We start from the raw sequence: 18,798 nt of genomic DNA, 5'->3' as shown, positions 1-18,798 counted from the left end.
AATGCAACACCAAGCATAAAAACCGATCCAACTGAAACCTGGAACTTGAAAGCTCCAACTACTTTTCAGGCTGCAGCCAGATAGCCTGTCCCCCGGAGGCTAATAATGGCGCATCTATTACAGAACCGGCATCCACCGTTACCTGTTTTATAGAGACCCTGGTACGCACGGAAGATTTGGGATCATCATAATAGATCTTTGCACGGTATTTTTTCCCCGGGGGAAGGAAGGAACAGGCGATCTTTAGGTGGCGTGCATCATTATTGGTAATACTTCCCACAAACCAGGCATCTCCGCTCCTCCGCGCCACTACCGCATACTGACCGATGGCCCCATCCAGCACTTTTGTATCGTCCCAAACGGTAGGCACGCGGTCAAAAAATTCCAGCTCCGGCTCGTCCCGGGAATCTTCCGGTCTGTCATACCAGTACATAAACTGCAGCGGACTGTAATACACCACGGATAACGCCATCTGGTGCATGGAGGTGGTTTTCAAAACTCTTGCATTTTGTGTTTCCGCCAGTTTGGGTTTTAACTCCGGGCGATGATAATAGCAAATGGTATAATCCGCTGCTCCGCATAAGAAGCGTGTAAACGGCAATATCGTGTTGTTATTGGCATCGGGCATTTCCTCATTGCCTCTTACGCCCTCCTGGGTAAGGAGGTTGGGATAGGTTCTGCTAAAACCCGTAGGGCGGTACTCATCATGAATATCGACCATCAGGTGATATTGGGCACATTTTTTTATGGCTTCATGCAGCCAGGTGGTCCAGCGGTGCGAGCCTACATGAACAAATCCGAATTTAATACCGGCAACCCCCCATTTCTGATACAGCGGTAATATCTCATCGAGCTGATTTTCCAGTGCCCGGTGATTTACATAAAGAAAAACGCCAATGCCTTTCGATTTGGCGTAGCGGATCACGGCCTGCAAATCGAGATCATTCTTTGGATTCCTTCTCGGATCAACATTTACTTTTGAAGCATCTGAGGCTTTTGCATACTCCAAACCATACCAGCCCGCATCAAAATGAATGTATTGCAGCTTCCGCTTTACGGCAAAATCCACGAGCTCTTTTGAGCCTTTTGTAGACAGGGTAACCTCCCGCATCACTTTGCCAGGCTTTATCCAGCTGGTGTTTTCAATCTTGCAAGGCTCGTTCAGATTTAAAAACAGGTCATTATTGGCCAGCAATTCAGTCGGCTTATCAGCAGCCATTACCACACGCCAGGGAGTGGCGAACGGACTGGTCAGATCAACCTGCCCGTACATGCTGCAAAGAATGGTGTGGGGGCTTGCAGGGTCCAAAATAAATTTTGTGCGACTATAATCAACCATTTCAGCCTCGCCAATGGCGGCATATACACCGTTTGGCAGCTGCAATGTCAGCGGGCGTTCTGATGCACCGGGCCAATTTTTTAATGGCAATAACTGGTAGCTTCCCTGGGCATGGCTGGTATACCAGGCCTTTGTACCTTCCGGCATTGCAAAGCTTGTGTATTCCCGCGCAATAGAAATATCCTGCCCCCCCTCTGAGTATTCAGAAAATACGTAGCGAAATGCCAGCCCCTCGTTATAAGCCCGCACCTGGAGCTTCATTTCCTGCTGTGCCTGGTTCCGGCGCCATAGTACAAAGGAAGCTTCGTTAAAATGGTCGCGTATCAGGGAACGTTCTCCATATACCGGCTTCCAGCTAAGGTCCTGTTGTTTACGCTCTACCCTTTTCAGCGTAAGCCCCTGCTGCCAACCCTCAACCCCCAATGCAGAGTGAAGCACCAGGGGCTGCTTGTTATAAGAGGCCTGGTAGGCCAGGCTTCCCTTTTCTTCCGGCTGCAGGTTAAAGATAATTTTCCCATCGGGGGATGCGAGGGACAAGCTGTCCGCTGCCTGCAAGCCTGAAGCGAAGCACACACCGATCATCAAAAGGCCGATGCCAAAGAAAAGACGTACTGATTTCATCATCATTTATTTTTTATTGGAACTATTTATTTTCTGAACCCCGATCTTGCCGAACGGAATCGCTTTGAAGCCTGGCAGCAAGGAAAAAACCTTTGAAGAGGCGCGTAATTCAAAATTCATTTTTCCCATATCCACAAAACCGGGATCACCGGAAAGCTCCAGGTTTTTGCCAATGTATGACCATCCCGGCCTTCCATTGTGTAATTGCTTTACGTTTACAAACACATTGCCATCGATAAAATTCCGTTTGGGCAACCCTGCCGAATCTTCAAAATAATGTACCAGCGAGGGGTAAGCGGTGGCATAAGGTGGCTTTTTATAATTGACGGCCTCCAGCCGTTTTTGAAACAGTCCATCTTTTTCAATAAAGGACTTCGCCCATCCCATCAGCCGGTTATCCAAGTGAAACGCCAGGGGGCAATCGATAAAGATATTATTGCGGTACACGTTATCATTACCGCCACCGATCATTACGGTTCTTGAGCCTGCTTTGTAAAAAACATTGCCGGTTACTTCCCCGCCACAGGCCCCATCATCGTGGTATACGGCCATGATCATACCATGGCTGTTGCCGATATGGTGAAAGAAATTGTACCGGATCTTATTTCCAAACTCGCTGGGATCTCTGCCATAATAAATGGCGCCCATATCATCGCCGTCGGTTACGGCATCATGAATATTGTTGTACTCGATGATATGATCATTGCCATGCAGCAGGATGGCGCTACCCGGGCAATGGGAAATTTCACAATTGCGGATCAGATTGCCAACGCCATCGATATTGATGCCTGCCTTGTAGGATCGCTCAATACGGTTAAAATCAAAGATGCGGCAATTGACCACCTGGTTGTTCCCTTTTTGCAGTGTTACCCGGTTACCGCCGCTCAGCACAATGCCTCCCGACCCGGTGTTGTAAATGGTACAGTTGCTGATCCGGTGATTGGTACCGCCATCGCGGTTAAAAATGGTATTATCGTATAAATGGGCATATATACTGCCAAGAATACCAGAGGCCGCTTCCGCTGTACCGCTGTGCTGCGGCTGCTTAAAGGGCAGCGTGCCTTTTCCCAATGCTATGCCAACCACTCCCAGGTTACGGAAGGTACAGCCATCCACCACATTATTATTTCCACCTTCCATATAAATGCCGATACCCCGCGCAACTTCAAACGTAATATTCCTGAAATACAGATTGGACACGCCCCGCATCGTTACCAGGGGCTTTTCTGTAACCGACAATTCAATGGAGCGCAGCGGACCTGCCGGTGGAATAAAATAAAGCATTCCGGATGCCCGGTCGATATAATATTCTCCCGGCCGGTCGATTTCCTCCAGCAGGTTGAAGGCGTACCAGCGCTGGAATACCTTTCCACTCTCAAACCCGTACATGGTTGGCTGAAGCGTGCTTAGTGTTTTGGCTACCGTATCAAGACGTTTAATTTTTACGGCATCATCCGCATATCCGTACCTGAAGAAGCCGGAGATCCAGAAATCCTTTGCCTGCGTCCAGCGACCGGGCCTTGAACCGGTATAATGAAAGATCCCGCCCCTGTTGGAGGAATCGCCATTCCGGGGTATGGATCCCGGATCCAGTACTTTGCCTGTAGGCACCAGGCTGTCGTTGGGCCAGCGCGCCAGCTGCATGGGCTGCTGGTTGCAGAACAATTCCATGGCCGCTGTTGAATAGGGATGCCCGAACCCTTTTGAGTGCATGACCCCATAGTTGCTGATCCCCGCTCCCTTTAAATCCAGCTGCAGTACCCTGCTACGGGCTTCGGGCAGCAGCCTGGCCCGTATGCCGGCATCGGTTACTGCAACAGCTTTACGCGTGTCTGCGGTTTGGGCGCCGGTGATATAAACCCTTTCATTCCGGTAAGCGCTGTATACAACCGGGGCTTCCGGTACACCGCTATCACTGCTGTCCAGCTCAAACCCCTGCTCCATAAAGTAGTGCCCCTCCCGTATGTATACAGCAACAGGAACGGCAGCCCGTCCTATCCGCTGCATGCGGATCAGATCCCTTGCCTTCTGAAGGGTCTCCAACGGTTTTTGGAGGGTGCCCGGGTTGGAATCCTTTCCTTTTTTAGATACATAATAGACAAGCGGCTTTTGCGCCTTTACACCCAAAGACAGCAACAATAATAGTAATAATTGAAAAATACGGCGCATAAAGATCATTCATTTATTTTACGCAACAACAGCGTAGTTGTTCCCTTCAGCAATGCGTGACGTGCATTGAGTGTGATCCGCCGGATCGTCTGCCCTTTCCATACCTGACGGATCTCCTCATCTTCTGGTTGGCTCAGCAACACGGGTTGTATTGTTGCCTCCCACATGGATGCACTATATAGTAATTCAACTTTTGTGTCATCGGGCATCTTAAATATGATTTTGCCTGGCTGACGGATATCGGCATCGCAAACGGTAATCAGGTGCTGGCTTACGGATCCGGGAGGGTTGAGCGCATATCCATCGGAGATCTTTACGATTCCTTCCCGGTACAATGAAACGGTCCGTTTCCAGTACTGCACACCTGCCGCTGCCGGGTAAGCTTTTGCGATATCCATGGTAAGCACCGAAGCTTTACGGTCCTTATGATACTGAACCGCTGTTGCTGCATACCGGCTTCCGTCTTTTTGCTGCATACCATTAATTTCCGGCAGGTTGTGATAACCTGAATTATTAAACCACAAGGTATACCGTTCAGCAGAAAAAGTTCTTCCGGTATAAGTGCCCCGGCCAACATCTACCAGCAAGGGCTGGCCGTTTACATATACCATAAAGTCGCCTACATCATTATGGTTGTGGCTCTCGCCATTATGTCCTCCATGCGCAGCTACAAAAACACCATTTTCCGATCGTGCGCACATCATTTCGATCCCCGGCATCCAGGCATCGCCTGCCCCGGTATTTTTACATTCATACTTCAAACAGGCTGTTCGCTCCATAAGGTTGAAGAGCTTTCTTGAAAACATCCTGTCGCCCAGGTCATCTGCACCAGCCGATGCCTGCCGGGCCGTTTCGGCTCCCAGCTGCATCAGTACCGGGTCCATAATGCGGTTCCCGATCCTGTAAAGAAAGATACCATCCGCATTCATAGTTGCCGTAGCATCACCCATATTTACATAATATTTTCCGGCAATATGGGTTTTGTAAATATAGGAGGCGGCCCCTTTCAGAAAGGGGTTGCTGTAAAGTTGCAGTTTGCCGCTGGTGGCGTTGTCTAACAAAGCCAGTACATCAAAAACGCAGCCTACTGAAGGAAACCAGTAGATTGGTCCTTCATCAATGGCCCCATCATCTCCCAGGCCATTCAGGTAATGATCAATGGTGTTTAGCCCCCGTTTAATGGCGGCCGCTCTTTTTGCTTCATCGGTTTCCAGCAGCAATGCGGCGGTGATATAATTGGACATGATCCAGGGCGACCAGTTATTCAGTTTCCCGTTGGGATTGCTGTTGCCGATCCACCACCAGCTGGCCGTAAGCATCGGATGGAAGATGCGGCGGTTTACCTCGCTCAGGATGCGGGGTTTTATACGGGCAGATACCTGGTCCAAATTTTTTCCCGCGAAGTAGCTGGTCCAGGCCAGCAATGATGCAGTTTCTGCAGCAAACAGGTCCACATAGGGTGCATCCACATCGGGCAGGCCGGGTATATGAGCCGGTATACCCCAGAAACTCTCTTCACAAATAGCCCAAACCGCTTCGGCAATGCGATCGTTAAAGCGGCCCTCGCCCTGCATGGATTCCGCCATTACGAGGCTTATTAACTGCACCCGCCGGGCCGTCCATTTTTGCTCATAATTTGCGCGGTTCTTTGTGCGGGTAAACTCAAGAAAATCGGTTACCGGCAATACAGGAAACGGTTGTTTTGCGGCCTGTGTTCCGTCTATTACGTAGCGATGTATAACGCTATCGGGCAATACCTGCCGCCAGCCCGCAGCCGTTACCGGGAAAGGATTCCACCGGCCAGCAGCCGGCAACGCCTTCCGGATAACCGCTTCCGTAAACGGCTTGAAAAGATTACGGGGCGTAAGCTGTGCCTCACCGTTAATTGAACAGCCCAATACCAGCAATACAATCAAAAACTTATGCCATGCTTTCATAATACTTTATCAATTCAGGGTGCTGTTTGAAAATAAAATCATCCTGATATGTCTCCTGCAGACGGGTATATGCCACTATTTCCCCTACAGCTCAAAAGGCTAAGGAAACAGGCCCTCACAGACCTCAAAGGCTACCTTGTAAACCCGTGCCATCAGAGCGGCAAGCACATTATTATTTTTCGTCATTCCCTTTCAAAATCGCTGCCAACAATTACTTTTTCTGTCTACAGGTGCATCACTGCCGTGTATCGCCCCAGAAGCTAAAGCTGCTGAAACGGATGCGGGTATCGTTATTTGCCCCCCAGGTATCGATGCCTACAATCCTTACATAATTGCTTTTCACGGGGGGCAGCGGAAACGCAAATTCCCAACCGGAAGCGGCCGTTTGATCATCAACAGCGGTATTGGAACCCACGGGCTGCCCGGAAGGCTTTTTGATTTCATAGTCGCCGCCGATCTGCGTCCAGGTATCATCCAGGGCTCCATTGGGATTGGGTTGCTCGCTTACCCATATCTGGAAAACGCGGGGTGCTATATTCTTGTAATACTCATTGCTGGCGGCCCAGAATTTCAGACGGCTCAGCTTGGTGGGTTGTCCCAAATAAAAAGTGATCATCGGCCGGTTGCCGGCAGTGGTGGCCGCTCCATACATCTGCGCTGTGCCGGCATTACCGGAACCCGTGTGGTTAAAGAGGTTGTTAAAATTCGTACCCCAGCCTGCAACTGCATCTCCGGGCAAATTGCCATTAGCAATCTTATTCTTGTCGAGAGGTACTTCATACAATGGATTTATGGTTTTCCAGATAGTATCCGAAATATTTCCCCATTTATCAATTACATACGCTCCAAAATCTCTTGAGTCGAGGCTATAACCTCTTTTTGTAAAATCGCCTCCGGGATCACCTGTATATTCCGAAAAAGCATATTCCGGCCGGCCTTTTTCTTTGGTCAGTAAAATAATCCCAACCTCCGCTGTATCCAGGTTCTGGTAGGTAACATTTACCCCGCCAAAAGCATCCTGGAGCACCAGGGACTTCCGAACGGAAAGATAGGGGGGCGTTGTTGGCTGAACTGTTACCTCAACCGGATCCGATTTTTCTTCACCTGCGTTTACGGCATACAGCTGCACCTTATAAGATGCTGCATTTCCAAATCCTTTTAAATGCAGTGTAGATGCATATTTGGACACTTTCTCCTGCAATTTCGTAGTTCCATTGATCATATAATCGGCCTGAACATACAGGATCGATGGGTCGTCCGGCAGGGTATAGTGAACGTCTGCCGCGCCGTTTAAATTATCAATGGATGCAACCTTAACCGGGGATGGCTTTCCGGTACTTTTTTCTACGGGATCCCTTTTAAACGAGCTGCTTTTGGTACAGGCCACAAGCCCTATGAAAAGCAAAAGCGGGCAGGCTGTTTTAAGATGATGAATAAACTGATACATAAGAATGATTTGAAATGAATGTTTATGGGAATGTTACCACAGCGGGTTCTGAACCAGGTTATGATTTACGGATAAATTATACTCTTTTATGGGCTGCAGATAGCAACGGGAAGTGCTGGCCGGCTGGCCCAGCAGCTTAAAGGTATAATATCCGCTCCGCGTTTTGTCAAATACGTTCCAGCCGGTGATGGGGCGGTTGATCAGGTCGAGGCGTTTCCAGCGGCGCAGGTTCCAGTAGTTATTGCCTTCAAACATAAATTCGATCTGGGTCTCTTGTTGAATGATATCCCGCAGCCCTTCTTTTGTAGCTGGTTTTGAAGGATTGGTAGAAAATGTGCTCCAGGAATCTACCACTTTACCGATGCCGGCCCTGGCTCTTACAGAATCCACATACCGATAGGCTTCCTCCGATGGACCGTTGGCTTCGTTTAAAGACTCGGCATACATCAGGTAGATCTCAGAAAGACGGATGGCCGGCCATACATAGGGCACGATGGAATAGGCGGTTGTGGGCAGGCCCGCATTTTTATAATTGACCAGCTTTTTGGGCCAGTAGCCGGTTATGGAAAACCGGTCGGTAACGCTTCCAAAGCCCGCATAGTACATCAAATCGGAAGCATTCATATACTGGGCATAAAAGAAGGAAGAACCGATAAAATTCAGATCGGCATAAAACCGGGGTTCCCTGTCGAGATTAAAGAGTGCCGTTTCAAAATTGGGATACATGCGGCTTCTGTCAGCGGCCCCAACGATACCCGTTTTGGTATACCGGTTGGCATAATCCCAGTTCTTATCCTCCCCAATGGGCACCCCATTTTTTGAATAAAACTGTTCACAGGCTTCCATATTGGCCCCATACATAGCAATACCACTTGCCCCCGGCTTGGTGCTGCCAATACTTCCACTATACGGCGTGCAAAGGCTTTGCAGGGTATTGGGCTGCGCGTTCTTAAAGCCCCAGATGGTTTCCATATTAAAATCTTCGGTAATGGCGCCGCGGATGTCCATTTCCTTCTGCGTTTCGGGCGTGAGGGCCGGAACGGAAAATGGTTTATTAAAATAGTGCAGCTGGTGCCCGGCCTGCTCAGCCATATCAATAGCCTGTTTGCAGGCTTCAGCCGCCGCGGTCCACTTGGCGCTGCTGACTTCAGTGCTCACCAATGGTTTTCCATCTTTATTCTTAAAGCCCGCATACCCGGCATTGCCATTAAACAGGGGGCTTGCTCCCAGCACCAGGGCCTGCGCCTTTACCGATAAGGCAATGGTTTTGGTAACCCGTCCCATTTCATCCGTTACGTTATCGATCCGGAGCGGGAGGTCGGCCACCGATTCATCAATAAGCTGGCCGATATAGGCTACCACATCGTCCACCGGTTCCCGAAAAACCTTCACCTCGTTTACCGATGCCGAAATAGGCAGATTGGTTCTTATTACCGGGATGGGGCCATACATGCGCAACAGGAAAAAATGATAGTAAGCCTTTAAGGTTTTTACCTCTGCAATCCATTGCTTCCGTTCTTCATCAGTGATATCGGGAACCCGGCCGATGTTTTCCAGGAAAATATTACAATCCCTCAAAGCAATAAACATTTGGGTACCCGTATTCTCTCCATCCCAGTAATTGGCAATGGGACTTCCTACCTGCTGGTTGTCGGCCGCCAGGTCTATAAAATTCTGATAACTGGTGCCCACCAGCGGGGTGCTGAAATTGGTGGTTACAATTTCCCTGGAGCCAAGGAACGTAAAATTGGTACTGTACTCTCCCAGCCGGGGTAAGAACGAATAACAGGTAAACAGGTATTTTTTTGCCTGTGCCCGCAGCGCAAACGCGTTATCGATGGTGGGTGTGTAATCCGGCACAATATCCAGGTATTTTTTGCAGGCCAGCTGCTGGATCAATACCGATACCACTACTATATATTTTAATAACTTCATTGGTCAATCCTTTTATTAGAAAAAAACAGATTTTTAATACCTCTATTTAAACGTGAAATTCAACCCGATATTGGTAACCCGCTGTATGGGGTACGCCAATCCGTTACCTGCCATTTCCACATCCCAGATCTTGAAATTGCTGAAAGTATGCAGGTTATTGGAGTTGAGGTAGACCCTTGCATTGCTGAGGCCCAGCCGTTTCATAAATGCGCTCTTAAAAGAATAGCCCAGTTCGAGCTGTTTAATCCTTAGCAGACCGCCATCAAACATAAACCAGGTGCTGGTTTGGGCGTTGTTATTATTCACATTGGGGCTGAGCCGGGGCCATAGGGCATAGATATCTTTATTGCTTTCGCTCCAGTAGCTTTCGCTGTAGGCCTTCAGAAGTAGCCGCTGGTCATTTACAAAGGGCGATGTAGCATTCACATCGATCCAGAAAGATCTGCGTGCCATGCCCTGGAAGAAGATCGAAAAATCGAGCTGCTGGTAGCGGGCGGAGAATCCGAACCCGTAAACAATTTCAGGAACGGTTGGTTTCCCGATCGGAACCTTATCCAGATTGGTGATTTGCCCATCGTTATTGACATCTTTATATTTAATATCACCGCCGCCATAAGGTCCAAAGGTTTGTTTTGGTGCGTTGGCAGCATCCAGGTCATCCACAAACAACCGCTCCGCAATGAATCCCCATTGCTGGGAGAGCGACTTTCCCCTATGTGTTAAATAGTCCAATACAATGTCCTGTCCATCCCTGGTTAGAATATACTCCGGCTCCTCGTAAATTTCGTACTTACTGGTAGCATAGGTAAAATTCCCCATGGCCCTCATCCAGAGCTTTGGTGTAAACTGTTTGCTGAAATCCAGTGCAAGGTCAACCCCTTTTGAGGAAGCTTCACCCACATTGGCTCGGGAAGGCGCCTCCAACCCCATCGTGGTAGGAATTGCCGCCCGGGTCATCAGGATATTTTTCCTCCGGTCTTTGTACAGATCCAAATTGAGCTCCAGCACATTCAGGATGCGGGCATCCAGACCCAGGTTCGTCTTGGTGGCCACTTCCCAGGTAATATCTGTATTGGCATACCGGTTCACCATGACTCCGTTTAAGGAATAATTGTTAAGATACCCGAAGGAAGCGCCCCTCTGTGCACTGCTCAGATTGATATCCGAGAGGTAAAAAAAGCGGTCGCTGGCATCCCCGATGGCATCATTGCCCACCAGGCCATAAGTGGCCCTCAGCTTTAACGAGGGGAGGATACCGGCAAGCGGTTCCCAGAATTTTTCTTTAGAAATCGTATAGGCAACCCCTGCGGAGGGGAAGAACCCAAATCGTTTGGAAGAATGAAAACGCTCGGAGCCGTTATAACCAAAATTAAATTCAGCCGCATACCGGCTATCATACACATAAGTGGCCCGGCCCGACAAACCCAGGTTGCGGTAAGGCAGCGACAACATCAGGTTTCCTGTTTCGGCTCCGTTTAACCCGCTTTTTGCCACACCAATCAATGATCCGCTAACGGTGTGCAGGTCCGCTATTTCCTTGCGGTAATTCAGGGCCAGCTCGCTGTAAAACTCCGAGGATACGGTTTTGGAGGAGTTGGAGCCGGAAAGATATTCCGTTCCCACAGGAACCAACAAGCCGGGCGCCGCTTCAAGATTTATAGGTGTAAGGTCATAAGTCTTCGTATTGTAATCATAATTCGTAAGATTATAATAGTAGGGATTATACGCTCTTGTTATAAAAAAGGAGGCGCTGCGCTGTACGCTTACCATTCCCCGGAACTTCAGCCCATCCGTAAGAAAGTCCAGGTCCTGAAGCAGTTGCACCTGTGCGTTCATAACGGAGGTATTGGATTGCTTATAACCCTTCATCAGATCGGCATAAGGATTGTTATACCCACCCATACCGTAGTTGCCAAACATGATATGCTGAATATACCGGGTAGCATCGGTGGGCTCATAGTAGGCAGGGAACAAAACGGGGTTGGTCATTACAATCTTCCTGAATATATCACTGGCGCCATCGATGGGTCCGTTGTAGTCGTCAAAAACACCGGAGAGTTTGGTTTGCAGCTCCGTTTTGGGCCCCAGGTTCATGTTTACATTGCTCCGGAACGAATAGGTTTTCAACTTCGAATTGCTGTTGAAATTACTGCGCTTGTCTACATTCAAAATACCATTATCAATATTCATGCTTCCCGATACAAAATAACGGGCCACTTTTCCGCCACCGCTGAAGCTCACTGTTGACCGCTGGTTCATGGTAGATTTTTTCAGCAATGCCTGCTGCCAGTCAACAGCGGGGTATACAAACGGATCCGTTCCCATTTTTGTATTTTCAATTTTGGAAGGCAGGTACCGGTACCCGCTTAAAGGATCCCGCGTGAGGTTGGCCTCATTCGCCAGCTTCATATAAGTAATAGGATCGGCAAATTCCACATTCCGCACGGATTGGGATAAAGAATTTTCCAGCCGGCCGCTTACCACCACATGTCCTTCCCGGCCTTCTTTGGTGGTGATCAGGATAACGCCGTTAGCGCCCTTTGCCCCATATAAAGCGGTTGCGGTAGCATCCTTCATAATGGAGAACCCTTCAATATCATCTACCTGAAGCCGGGCCAGATCCGTGGGGGTCGACTGGATATTATCAATCAATATCAGCGGGTTGCTTTTATAACCAAATGTAGATACGCCGCGCACAAAAAAATCGGCATTATCGGCACCCGGCTCCCCGGTAGACATAAACGAAATCACACCGGCCAGTCTTCCGGCCAACGCCTGTGTAAGGTTGCTGCTCGGTATTTTAAGATCGCCGGGGTTTATAGAGGTCACCGAGCCCACAACCTCTTTCTTTTTTTGCCGTCCATAGGCAACGGAAACCATCACCTCATCCAGTTTCTGTTTTCCCTCATCCTGTTCCAGTACAATGGTAATGGCCCGTTCACTGCCGGCAACAATTGTTTTAGGCCGGTAGCCTACGGCGGTTATCACAAGAGAATCTTTTTCGGAAGTAATCTCCATTATAAAGGCTCCATCGTTGTCGGTAGATGCTCCAAGCGTTGTTCCTAAAATATTTACAGATGCACCGGCAACGGGCGCTCCCGTACCATCCACCACTTTACCTTTAAGCACCCAGGACCATGCCCCGGCCGGCAGCAGCGCTTTAGCGGCGGGATGTCGGCGAATGGTTTCTGCGCCCGTTGGATCATTTGTTTTTACGGCGCCGCGGACGGTACCGGAGTAATATCCCGTAAGCAGTAAAAGCAACAGCAACCGATGGTGTACCTGTAATGCCTTTAAGAAAAAGAAAGCAGCTCTGATCATAATATATGTTTTAATATACCACTGATAGTACCGTTTGATACGATACTGTTATCACAAAAAGGGTAATTTTATTAATGAGGAAGCAGGCAGCTTGTTTTACAATCGTTTTCAGCAACAGCGATTTCCTCACTAATAACAGATCAAAAATATCCGATCCCGAATTCAGTCAAATGGATAAAAGGATGTTAAAACTGGACAATATTATCTGGGGAATGGGCAATGGGCAATAGTCAGTCCGCGGACATTTAGTATACACACGGGATTAAGTTGGTTTAATTTGAAAATGGGGAAATGTGGAAATGTGGGAATGTGGAAATGGGGAGTAGTGAATAGGAAGTAGCCAGTAGGCAATGGACATTGAGCGTAAAACTGGTGCTAACTTTAAACGTTAAAAGCGAAACCTCAAACCCCGCAATGGTGAGTAGTGAAATAGGAAATAGGAAGTAGCCAGTAGGCAGTAGGCAATGGACATTGAGCGTAGAACCGGCACTAACCTGAAACATTGAACCTTAAACTTTGAACCTTAAAACCTCTCCCGCCCTTATCCATGCCGGTTTTTCCGGTACTTTAATGGCGACACGCCAATGATCTTGGTAAACATCCTTGTGAAATAATAGGGATCCTCCACTCCTAACTTTGCGGCGATCTCATTGATGCGCAAATCCGTATAAAGCAGGTACTGGCAGGCGCGCTGCACTTTTAGCTGGTTAAAATATTCGATAGGCGCAAAGCCGGTCCCTTTTTTAAAAAGGGCGGCAATATGGGGAACGGACCGGTTTGCAGCAGCTGCAATTTGCTGTAGCGACAAAGTCTGATCCAGGTTATCACGCATAAAACGGATGCAGCCATCCACACCACCCATTTCGTTGGCAGCAGCAGGCGGCTGGTCATAGTTATCAAACCAACAAGTAGTCAAAAAATATTGCAGACTTAAACCCGCATAGCATAAATTATGAATGCTGTATCCTTTTTCAAGCGTAGTATAAATTTGTTCAAACAACCGGATGCGGTCATCGCGGTAAGAAAGCAGCACCAGGTTTCCGGCAAACTGCCGGAGCATCATATTCATAAAGTCCTGGCTATTGAGGCCTTTAAAATGCACCCAGTAAATGCTCCAGGGCAAGGTGGCATCTGCATGGTATTCATGAGGTTCATGAGCGGGCAGCAGCATCAGTTCTCCGGGGCCCACCGCATACTCCCTGCCACCCACTTTGCAGATTCCTTTTCCATTGACGCAGTAAATAACCACATGTTCCTTTGTTCCCTGGGGCCTTTCACGATAGTGATATTGCGCATTGGGGTAATATCCGATATCTGTTACATACAATTGACGCATTACCGGATGCTCCTCAGCAAGCTTATCCAGCAATGGAGGCGGAACGATGATGCTCCGTTGCCCCTGAAAACCATCTTTCTTTTTTAAGTAATGCATCCTCGTCTGCAATTATCAAACCGGTAATTTGCCTTAAAACTATGCACTTCAACGTTCAGGATCCTCCACTTTTTTTAGAAAAAGTTAAACTATTTTTAGCTCCATTTTCTATTCCATTATTGAGCTTTTTCATGCAATTATTTTTGAGCAAAACAAGCCATTCTGAAAGTTTCCCCTGCCAGGAAAACAGCTATGGTACATCATTAGCTACATACCTGTTATAAAGGGCCGCCGCTTCCCGGAGCGGGTCGGCAAAGGGCCGGGCTTTCGAAAGGGTTGCGTTCCTGACCCAACCGATCTCCCACTGGTTCTTATCAAACGGCGTTCCTGTTTTTTTTGCTTCGAGCAACAAGCGCATGCGCTCCCTGTAAAAATCCCTTATCAGGCCACTCCAAATGCGGCAGGAATAATCATTTACCGGCGGGCCCCAGATGGTAACAATCCTTTTAGCATCAGACCTGTAAAAATGTTTAAGCTGCGGATCGGTACTGTGCTGCTCCGCCAGCTGCAGCCAGTTCTCCAATCTTAATAATGGATGCGATTCCAACAATTGGTCCATCGCCGCAAGTATCACGAGTCCCCGGCTGCCATTGCTATTTCCCGTTGCTGTGTCCCTGGTCTTATATCCATCTGCAGCCCGGATAAAACACTCCTCTGCTTTGATACCCAATGCAAGCGCCACCCGTTCAATGGCATCGGCCCTATAAGCCGCAGATTTGCCAAGGAGCTCACTGCAGGAAAGAAAAGCGGATACCGATCTGAAAAAATCAGGGTCCCGGTTAACACGGCTCCTGGAAAAACTACCCGTTTGCCAGTTAAACTGCGGGTGATCTACAAGCGATTTGTATGCACTGTTCTGAAGCAGTTCCCAGGAAGTCTTTAACGCTTCCGGGTAACCACCATAGCGGTTGAGCGAATAGTTTTTCAGCCAGGACCGGAGATCTATCGAATCCCTGCTCCAGGCAGCATCTGCCAGGAGCTCATAGATCACCTCATTATTTTCAAGCCCCTCACCAGAGATCGAAAAGCCCGCAAGATTTTTTTTATCAGCAGCAGCCAGCGTTTTTGCAGGGCCGGTTGCATACAGATTCATGTTTCCGGTATAGGGAGTCTTGCCCCCCATATTGGGCACAAAACCATATACCCACATTTTCCCGTCATAAGCGTTCAGCGAATTCCATACGGTGGCATAATCATTTGCGTAATCCAGGATCAAAACCTTATCATCCGGTATCTTACTAAACAGTGCCCTTACCCGTTCCGGCGTCCAGATGTCTTTCTGATAGCTGAACATCCATCCCTGTATCACCCAAATAGCATTTTTATTGCCTGCTTTTAGCGCCTCGTAGGATCTGAGCCCGTAATCCGCAAGCATGGCCGTTTCCGACCCCCTTGTTTCAGGCAATTGCATTTCATTAAAGCTATCCAGCAGAAAATAATCTGCAGTCCCAAACTCTTTTTGCCATTCTAACATATACATTTTACAGATCCGGGCAAACAGCGGGTCATCCGGCATCAGAAAAACAGGCCGCTGAGAGGGCGCAAAACCACTGTTCCAAAGGGTTTCATGCAACTGCACACCCGGAAACAGCCGGCGCAGCGCTTTAGGAACAAACCCCGCAAACGACTGTACAACCGGCTGTATGCCCAGTTCCCGCATGCGCCTTAAGATCTTGTGCTGCAACGCTACCTGGTCTTTTTCCCACTCTCCGGGAAGACCTCCGCCCACATTGCAAATATTGCCCATCCGGTTCCAGGGCAACAGGGAGGGGCTGGTAAAAAAACTATCGAGCTCCGCTTGCTTTAGTCCCAGCTTTTTCCAAACTCTGGCGGCAATGGCTTCCGTGGCCACAGGAGCCATCAGCATGTTGAAGCCATGCATTGCCTGCCAGTCGAGCTCGCGTTCCCAACGTTCCCAGGTCCAGTAAGGCGTTGTATACCCACTGGTAACAATATTATGTGCATGTCTTATCCGGAAAGGGCTTGTTACAGAATGCTCCGGAACACGTGGCCACGGGTTGCTTATTGTAAACAAAGGGCCTTCCCAGCCCAGCATTCCCTGATGGGTGTGTTTCAGGTAATCATACACCCCTCTTGTAAGCGCAATAACACTGTTGCCGCTTACCTCCAGCTTATCTTGCTGCACTTTATAACGGTAATGATCATTTACCGTACCGGACGCAGTAAGGTTCAGATGAATGAAGCCTGCCCTTTCTCCCAGCACCCGCTGCAATACCATTTTTGCTGCTGCTTCTTTTTCCTTTTTTGCCAACCCGGCGCTGCGCTGCGCTGCTAACGGATGCATAAGCAATAAAAGCAGTGCACCCACTATATTCCATTTAACACAATGATACATGATCGTCACTTTTTTATTCATTACTGTTTATCACTTCTGTGGCACCGGCAGAACAACCCATCCCCGGCGTTAAAACCTGAAATGGTTACACCGCTGGGTGACTGCCGACTGCTGTCTTTAGTACTGCCGCCGACCTGCCGGAATCTACATTAAAACAGCGCAGCCAAAGATAGGGGTGAAACAAAAAACATTGTCTACTTTTATATGAGAGAACTATTTTTTTTCAGTAAGCGCAGAGGTGCTTGTTGTAGATTCAATTACAGGCTATGGACAAAAAATGGGGTTTAGCTTTAAGGACGCCAAATATCTTGCAACTTACACACTGTTGCTGATGATTATAAGTTATTTGCTCGGTGCAGTTCTGATTCCTAAATACATCAGCCAACAAAAAATGCTTGTAATCTCCTGCATTTCTGGACTGTTGATTTGCGGAGCCGTTTTACTATTACCGGAAAAAACATCGGTATTAGCCGTGTGCTCATTGGGTCTGTTTAATGCTATGCTTTGGCCCTCTATCTGGCCCCTGGCGTTAGATGGCCTGGGAAATCTTACCAAAAAAATTTCAGCCTTTATGATCATGGGAATTGTAGGCGGTGCCATAACACCCCTGATCTATGGCTATTTCAATGATATAGTTGGCGCACAGAATTCGTATTGGATCCTGATCCCCTGTTACCTATTTGTTCTTTTTTATGCCGTAAGAGGGTATAAGATTGGTAAGCAAATTAAAGTAAATAATAGCCTTCAATGATCTTTTTCTGGTTGCATTAGCAGCAGGCGGGCAGGAACATCGATTTTTCCCCGGCAAAAGGACAAATAACAATCAATGCGGACTTTGATCCGGTGGGTAGTAATAAACTCAAGTATAGTTTTATTTACGTTCTTTTACCCGAAGGGTACCCTATCCCGGCAAACACCGACCTTAAAAATTTTGAAGATGCCGCCACCCTCTTCAAAATAGCAAAAAGAAACTGACCCATCACCCGCAGGCGCCGGGTTAATAATTTTCAGCCTGCAAAACCAATAGAGCGTCTAAACCTTGTTGTGCAGTTTTTCGCATGAAACGTATCCTCACAATAGAATGGTCCGGGATCAGTGGTGTATTTAGGGCCTGCTGCCACAAACGGTGAAGGTTGTATCGATTAAAGCATAGAAATTCTGAAGCTGAGCGTCCGCTATGGCGGACCTACTACTTTGTATTGAAGGTGATAGAAGCACCCATCCGGAATCGAGCTGTAACCGATTCCGGGGCCCTTTTTGGGTACCTTTTTGGGCAAACAAAAAGGCTACAAAAAAATTAATGCAAGGGTTTTGTGGGGTTGGTTGTGTTTTGCTTGCATCATCCTCGCTCCTCAACAACCAGAAATCATTGTCTTACAGTCTAATTTGCTTGACTACCGGTTAAACAGCAAGCCCTATTTAATCGGCCTTAAATCAGCAAAAAATCAGGGCATTCCACTTTTTTGGGAAAACCTACCTTATTTTTAATATCAAAAGCCCACGGTCAATGTACCATTCGTGTTCTGAATGATTCTTACAGAATCCAGTCCCGTTTTTGGAGTATAGGTTTCATCCGTGTACCGGTTGGGCTTATAAAACGACTGGTAATAAATCCAGCTGCCAATCTTATAGCCGGGGAGCAGTACTTTTCCGTTTTGCGCGCTGATCTCCGACTCCTGCTGGCTATTATTCTTATCGGCCCAGTAAATAGCGGTTTTAAGATTAAATGTGTCGGGGTTTGATTTAAAGGCCAGATAAACAGAGTCCATCGGTATTTTTGTAGCAACCATTGTGGCCGCCTGAACCCCAATAACCGGACGGTTTCTCAAATTGTTAAGATAAACATCTCCGATGCTCCGGATATTATTTAGCGTAACTGGTACAGAATAATTGCCTTCCTTGTTTACCGAGTACAGTATATAGTTAGAAAGAAAATCCTCTGATATACCCGGCACCACCAGCTTTTCATAAGCGGCCGGATCATGGGTGCCCGGCGTAAATGCCATAGAGTCTAACCTATTTCTCCAGAACACCACGTATTTTGTAATATTTGGATCCGTACTGGGATTAAACCGGAAAGTAAGTTGGTTTACCTGTGGTTGTACCACCACATTTTGCGGGGCGCCGGGATAAACAATTTCTCTATCGTCTAAGTATTTTTTATATTCCGTTGGCTTATTACAAGCCGTCATTAACAGGGTAACGCCGGCTATTAAATGGAAGAAACAATGCTTCATAAAA

10 protein-coding genes are annotated in these 18,798 nt (G+C 47.9%); 1 reads left to right on the top strand and 9 read right to left on the bottom strand.

What is annotated here, in order from left to right; genetic code table 11:
- Window positions 1-58: 58 nt before the first annotated feature.
- The 8 genes from GGU45_RS14380 to GGU45_RS14345 all read right to left on the bottom strand — a co-directional run bounded on the left by GGU45_RS14380 (window position 59) and on the right by GGU45_RS14345 (window position 16,557).
- A complete protein-coding gene (locus GGU45_RS14380; protein WP_435225838.1) occupies window positions 59-1,966 on the bottom strand; it encodes a glycoside hydrolase family 97 protein in 1,908 nt (635 codons plus the stop codon).
- Window positions 1,967-4,129 (bottom strand): right-handed parallel beta-helix repeat-containing protein, encoded by a 2,163-nt coding sequence (locus GGU45_RS14375; RefSeq protein WP_435225836.1) that lies wholly within the window; start codon window positions 4,127-4,129, stop codon window positions 1,967-1,969.
- Window positions 4,130-4,134: 5 nt separating this feature from the next.
- Entirely contained in the window at window positions 4,135-6,066 is a 1,932-nt protein-coding gene (locus tag GGU45_RS14370) for a heparinase II/III domain-containing protein (protein WP_435225835.1), read from the bottom strand.
- A 235-nt stretch (window positions 6,067-6,301) separates the two neighbouring features.
- Window positions 6,302-7,513 (bottom strand): DUF5000 domain-containing lipoprotein, encoded by a 1,212-nt coding sequence (locus GGU45_RS14365; RefSeq protein WP_435225833.1) that lies wholly within the window; start codon window positions 7,511-7,513, stop codon window positions 6,302-6,304.
- 33 nt (window positions 7,514-7,546) lie between these two features.
- Window positions 7,547-9,448 carry a RagB/SusD family nutrient uptake outer membrane protein gene (locus tag GGU45_RS14360; protein ID WP_435225831.1) on the bottom strand — a complete coding sequence of 634 codons (1,902 nt, stop codon included), beginning with the start codon at window positions 9,446-9,448 and terminating at the stop codon, window positions 7,547-7,549.
- Between the two features lie 42 nt (window positions 9,449-9,490).
- Complete coding sequence (locus GGU45_RS14355; protein ID WP_435225829.1) at window positions 9,491-12,769, bottom strand: SusC/RagA family TonB-linked outer membrane protein; 3,279 nt, start codon at window positions 12,767-12,769, stop codon at window positions 9,491-9,493.
- A 541-nt stretch (window positions 12,770-13,310) separates the two neighbouring features.
- A complete protein-coding gene (locus GGU45_RS14350; protein WP_435225827.1) occupies window positions 13,311-14,201 on the bottom strand; it encodes a helix-turn-helix domain-containing protein in 891 nt (296 codons plus the stop codon).
- A gap of 190 nt (window positions 14,202-14,391) precedes the next feature.
- Window positions 14,392-16,557: an alpha-N-acetylglucosaminidase gene (locus GGU45_RS14345; protein ID WP_435225825.1), complete on the bottom strand. Its 2,166-nt coding sequence runs from the start codon at window positions 16,555-16,557 to the stop codon at window positions 14,392-14,394.
- Between the two features lie 238 nt (window positions 16,558-16,795).
- On the opposite strand from GGU45_RS14345, the gene GGU45_RS14340 reads away from it, so the two are divergent.
- Window positions 16,796-17,308, top strand: a complete 513-nt coding sequence (locus GGU45_RS14340; protein ID WP_435225823.1) for an MFS transporter — start codon at window positions 16,796-16,798, stop codon at window positions 17,306-17,308.
- A 739-nt stretch (window positions 17,309-18,047) separates the two neighbouring features.
- On the opposite strand, the gene GGU45_RS14335 is transcribed toward GGU45_RS14340, so the two are convergent.
- Window positions 18,048-18,794 carry a DUF4998 domain-containing protein gene (locus tag GGU45_RS14335; RefSeq protein ID WP_435225821.1) on the bottom strand — a complete coding sequence of 249 codons (747 nt, stop codon included), beginning with the start codon at window positions 18,792-18,794 and terminating at the stop codon, window positions 18,048-18,050.
- Between the last annotated feature and the right edge of the window lie 4 nt (window positions 18,795-18,798).

The organism is Niabella hirudinis (genome assembly GCF_051201075.1).
GTDB lineage: Bacteria > Bacteroidota > Bacteroidia > Chitinophagales > Chitinophagaceae > Niabella > Niabella hirudinis.
Note: the sequence above shows the minus strand (reverse complement) of the source record. Positions and strands in the feature narration are given on the sequence as shown.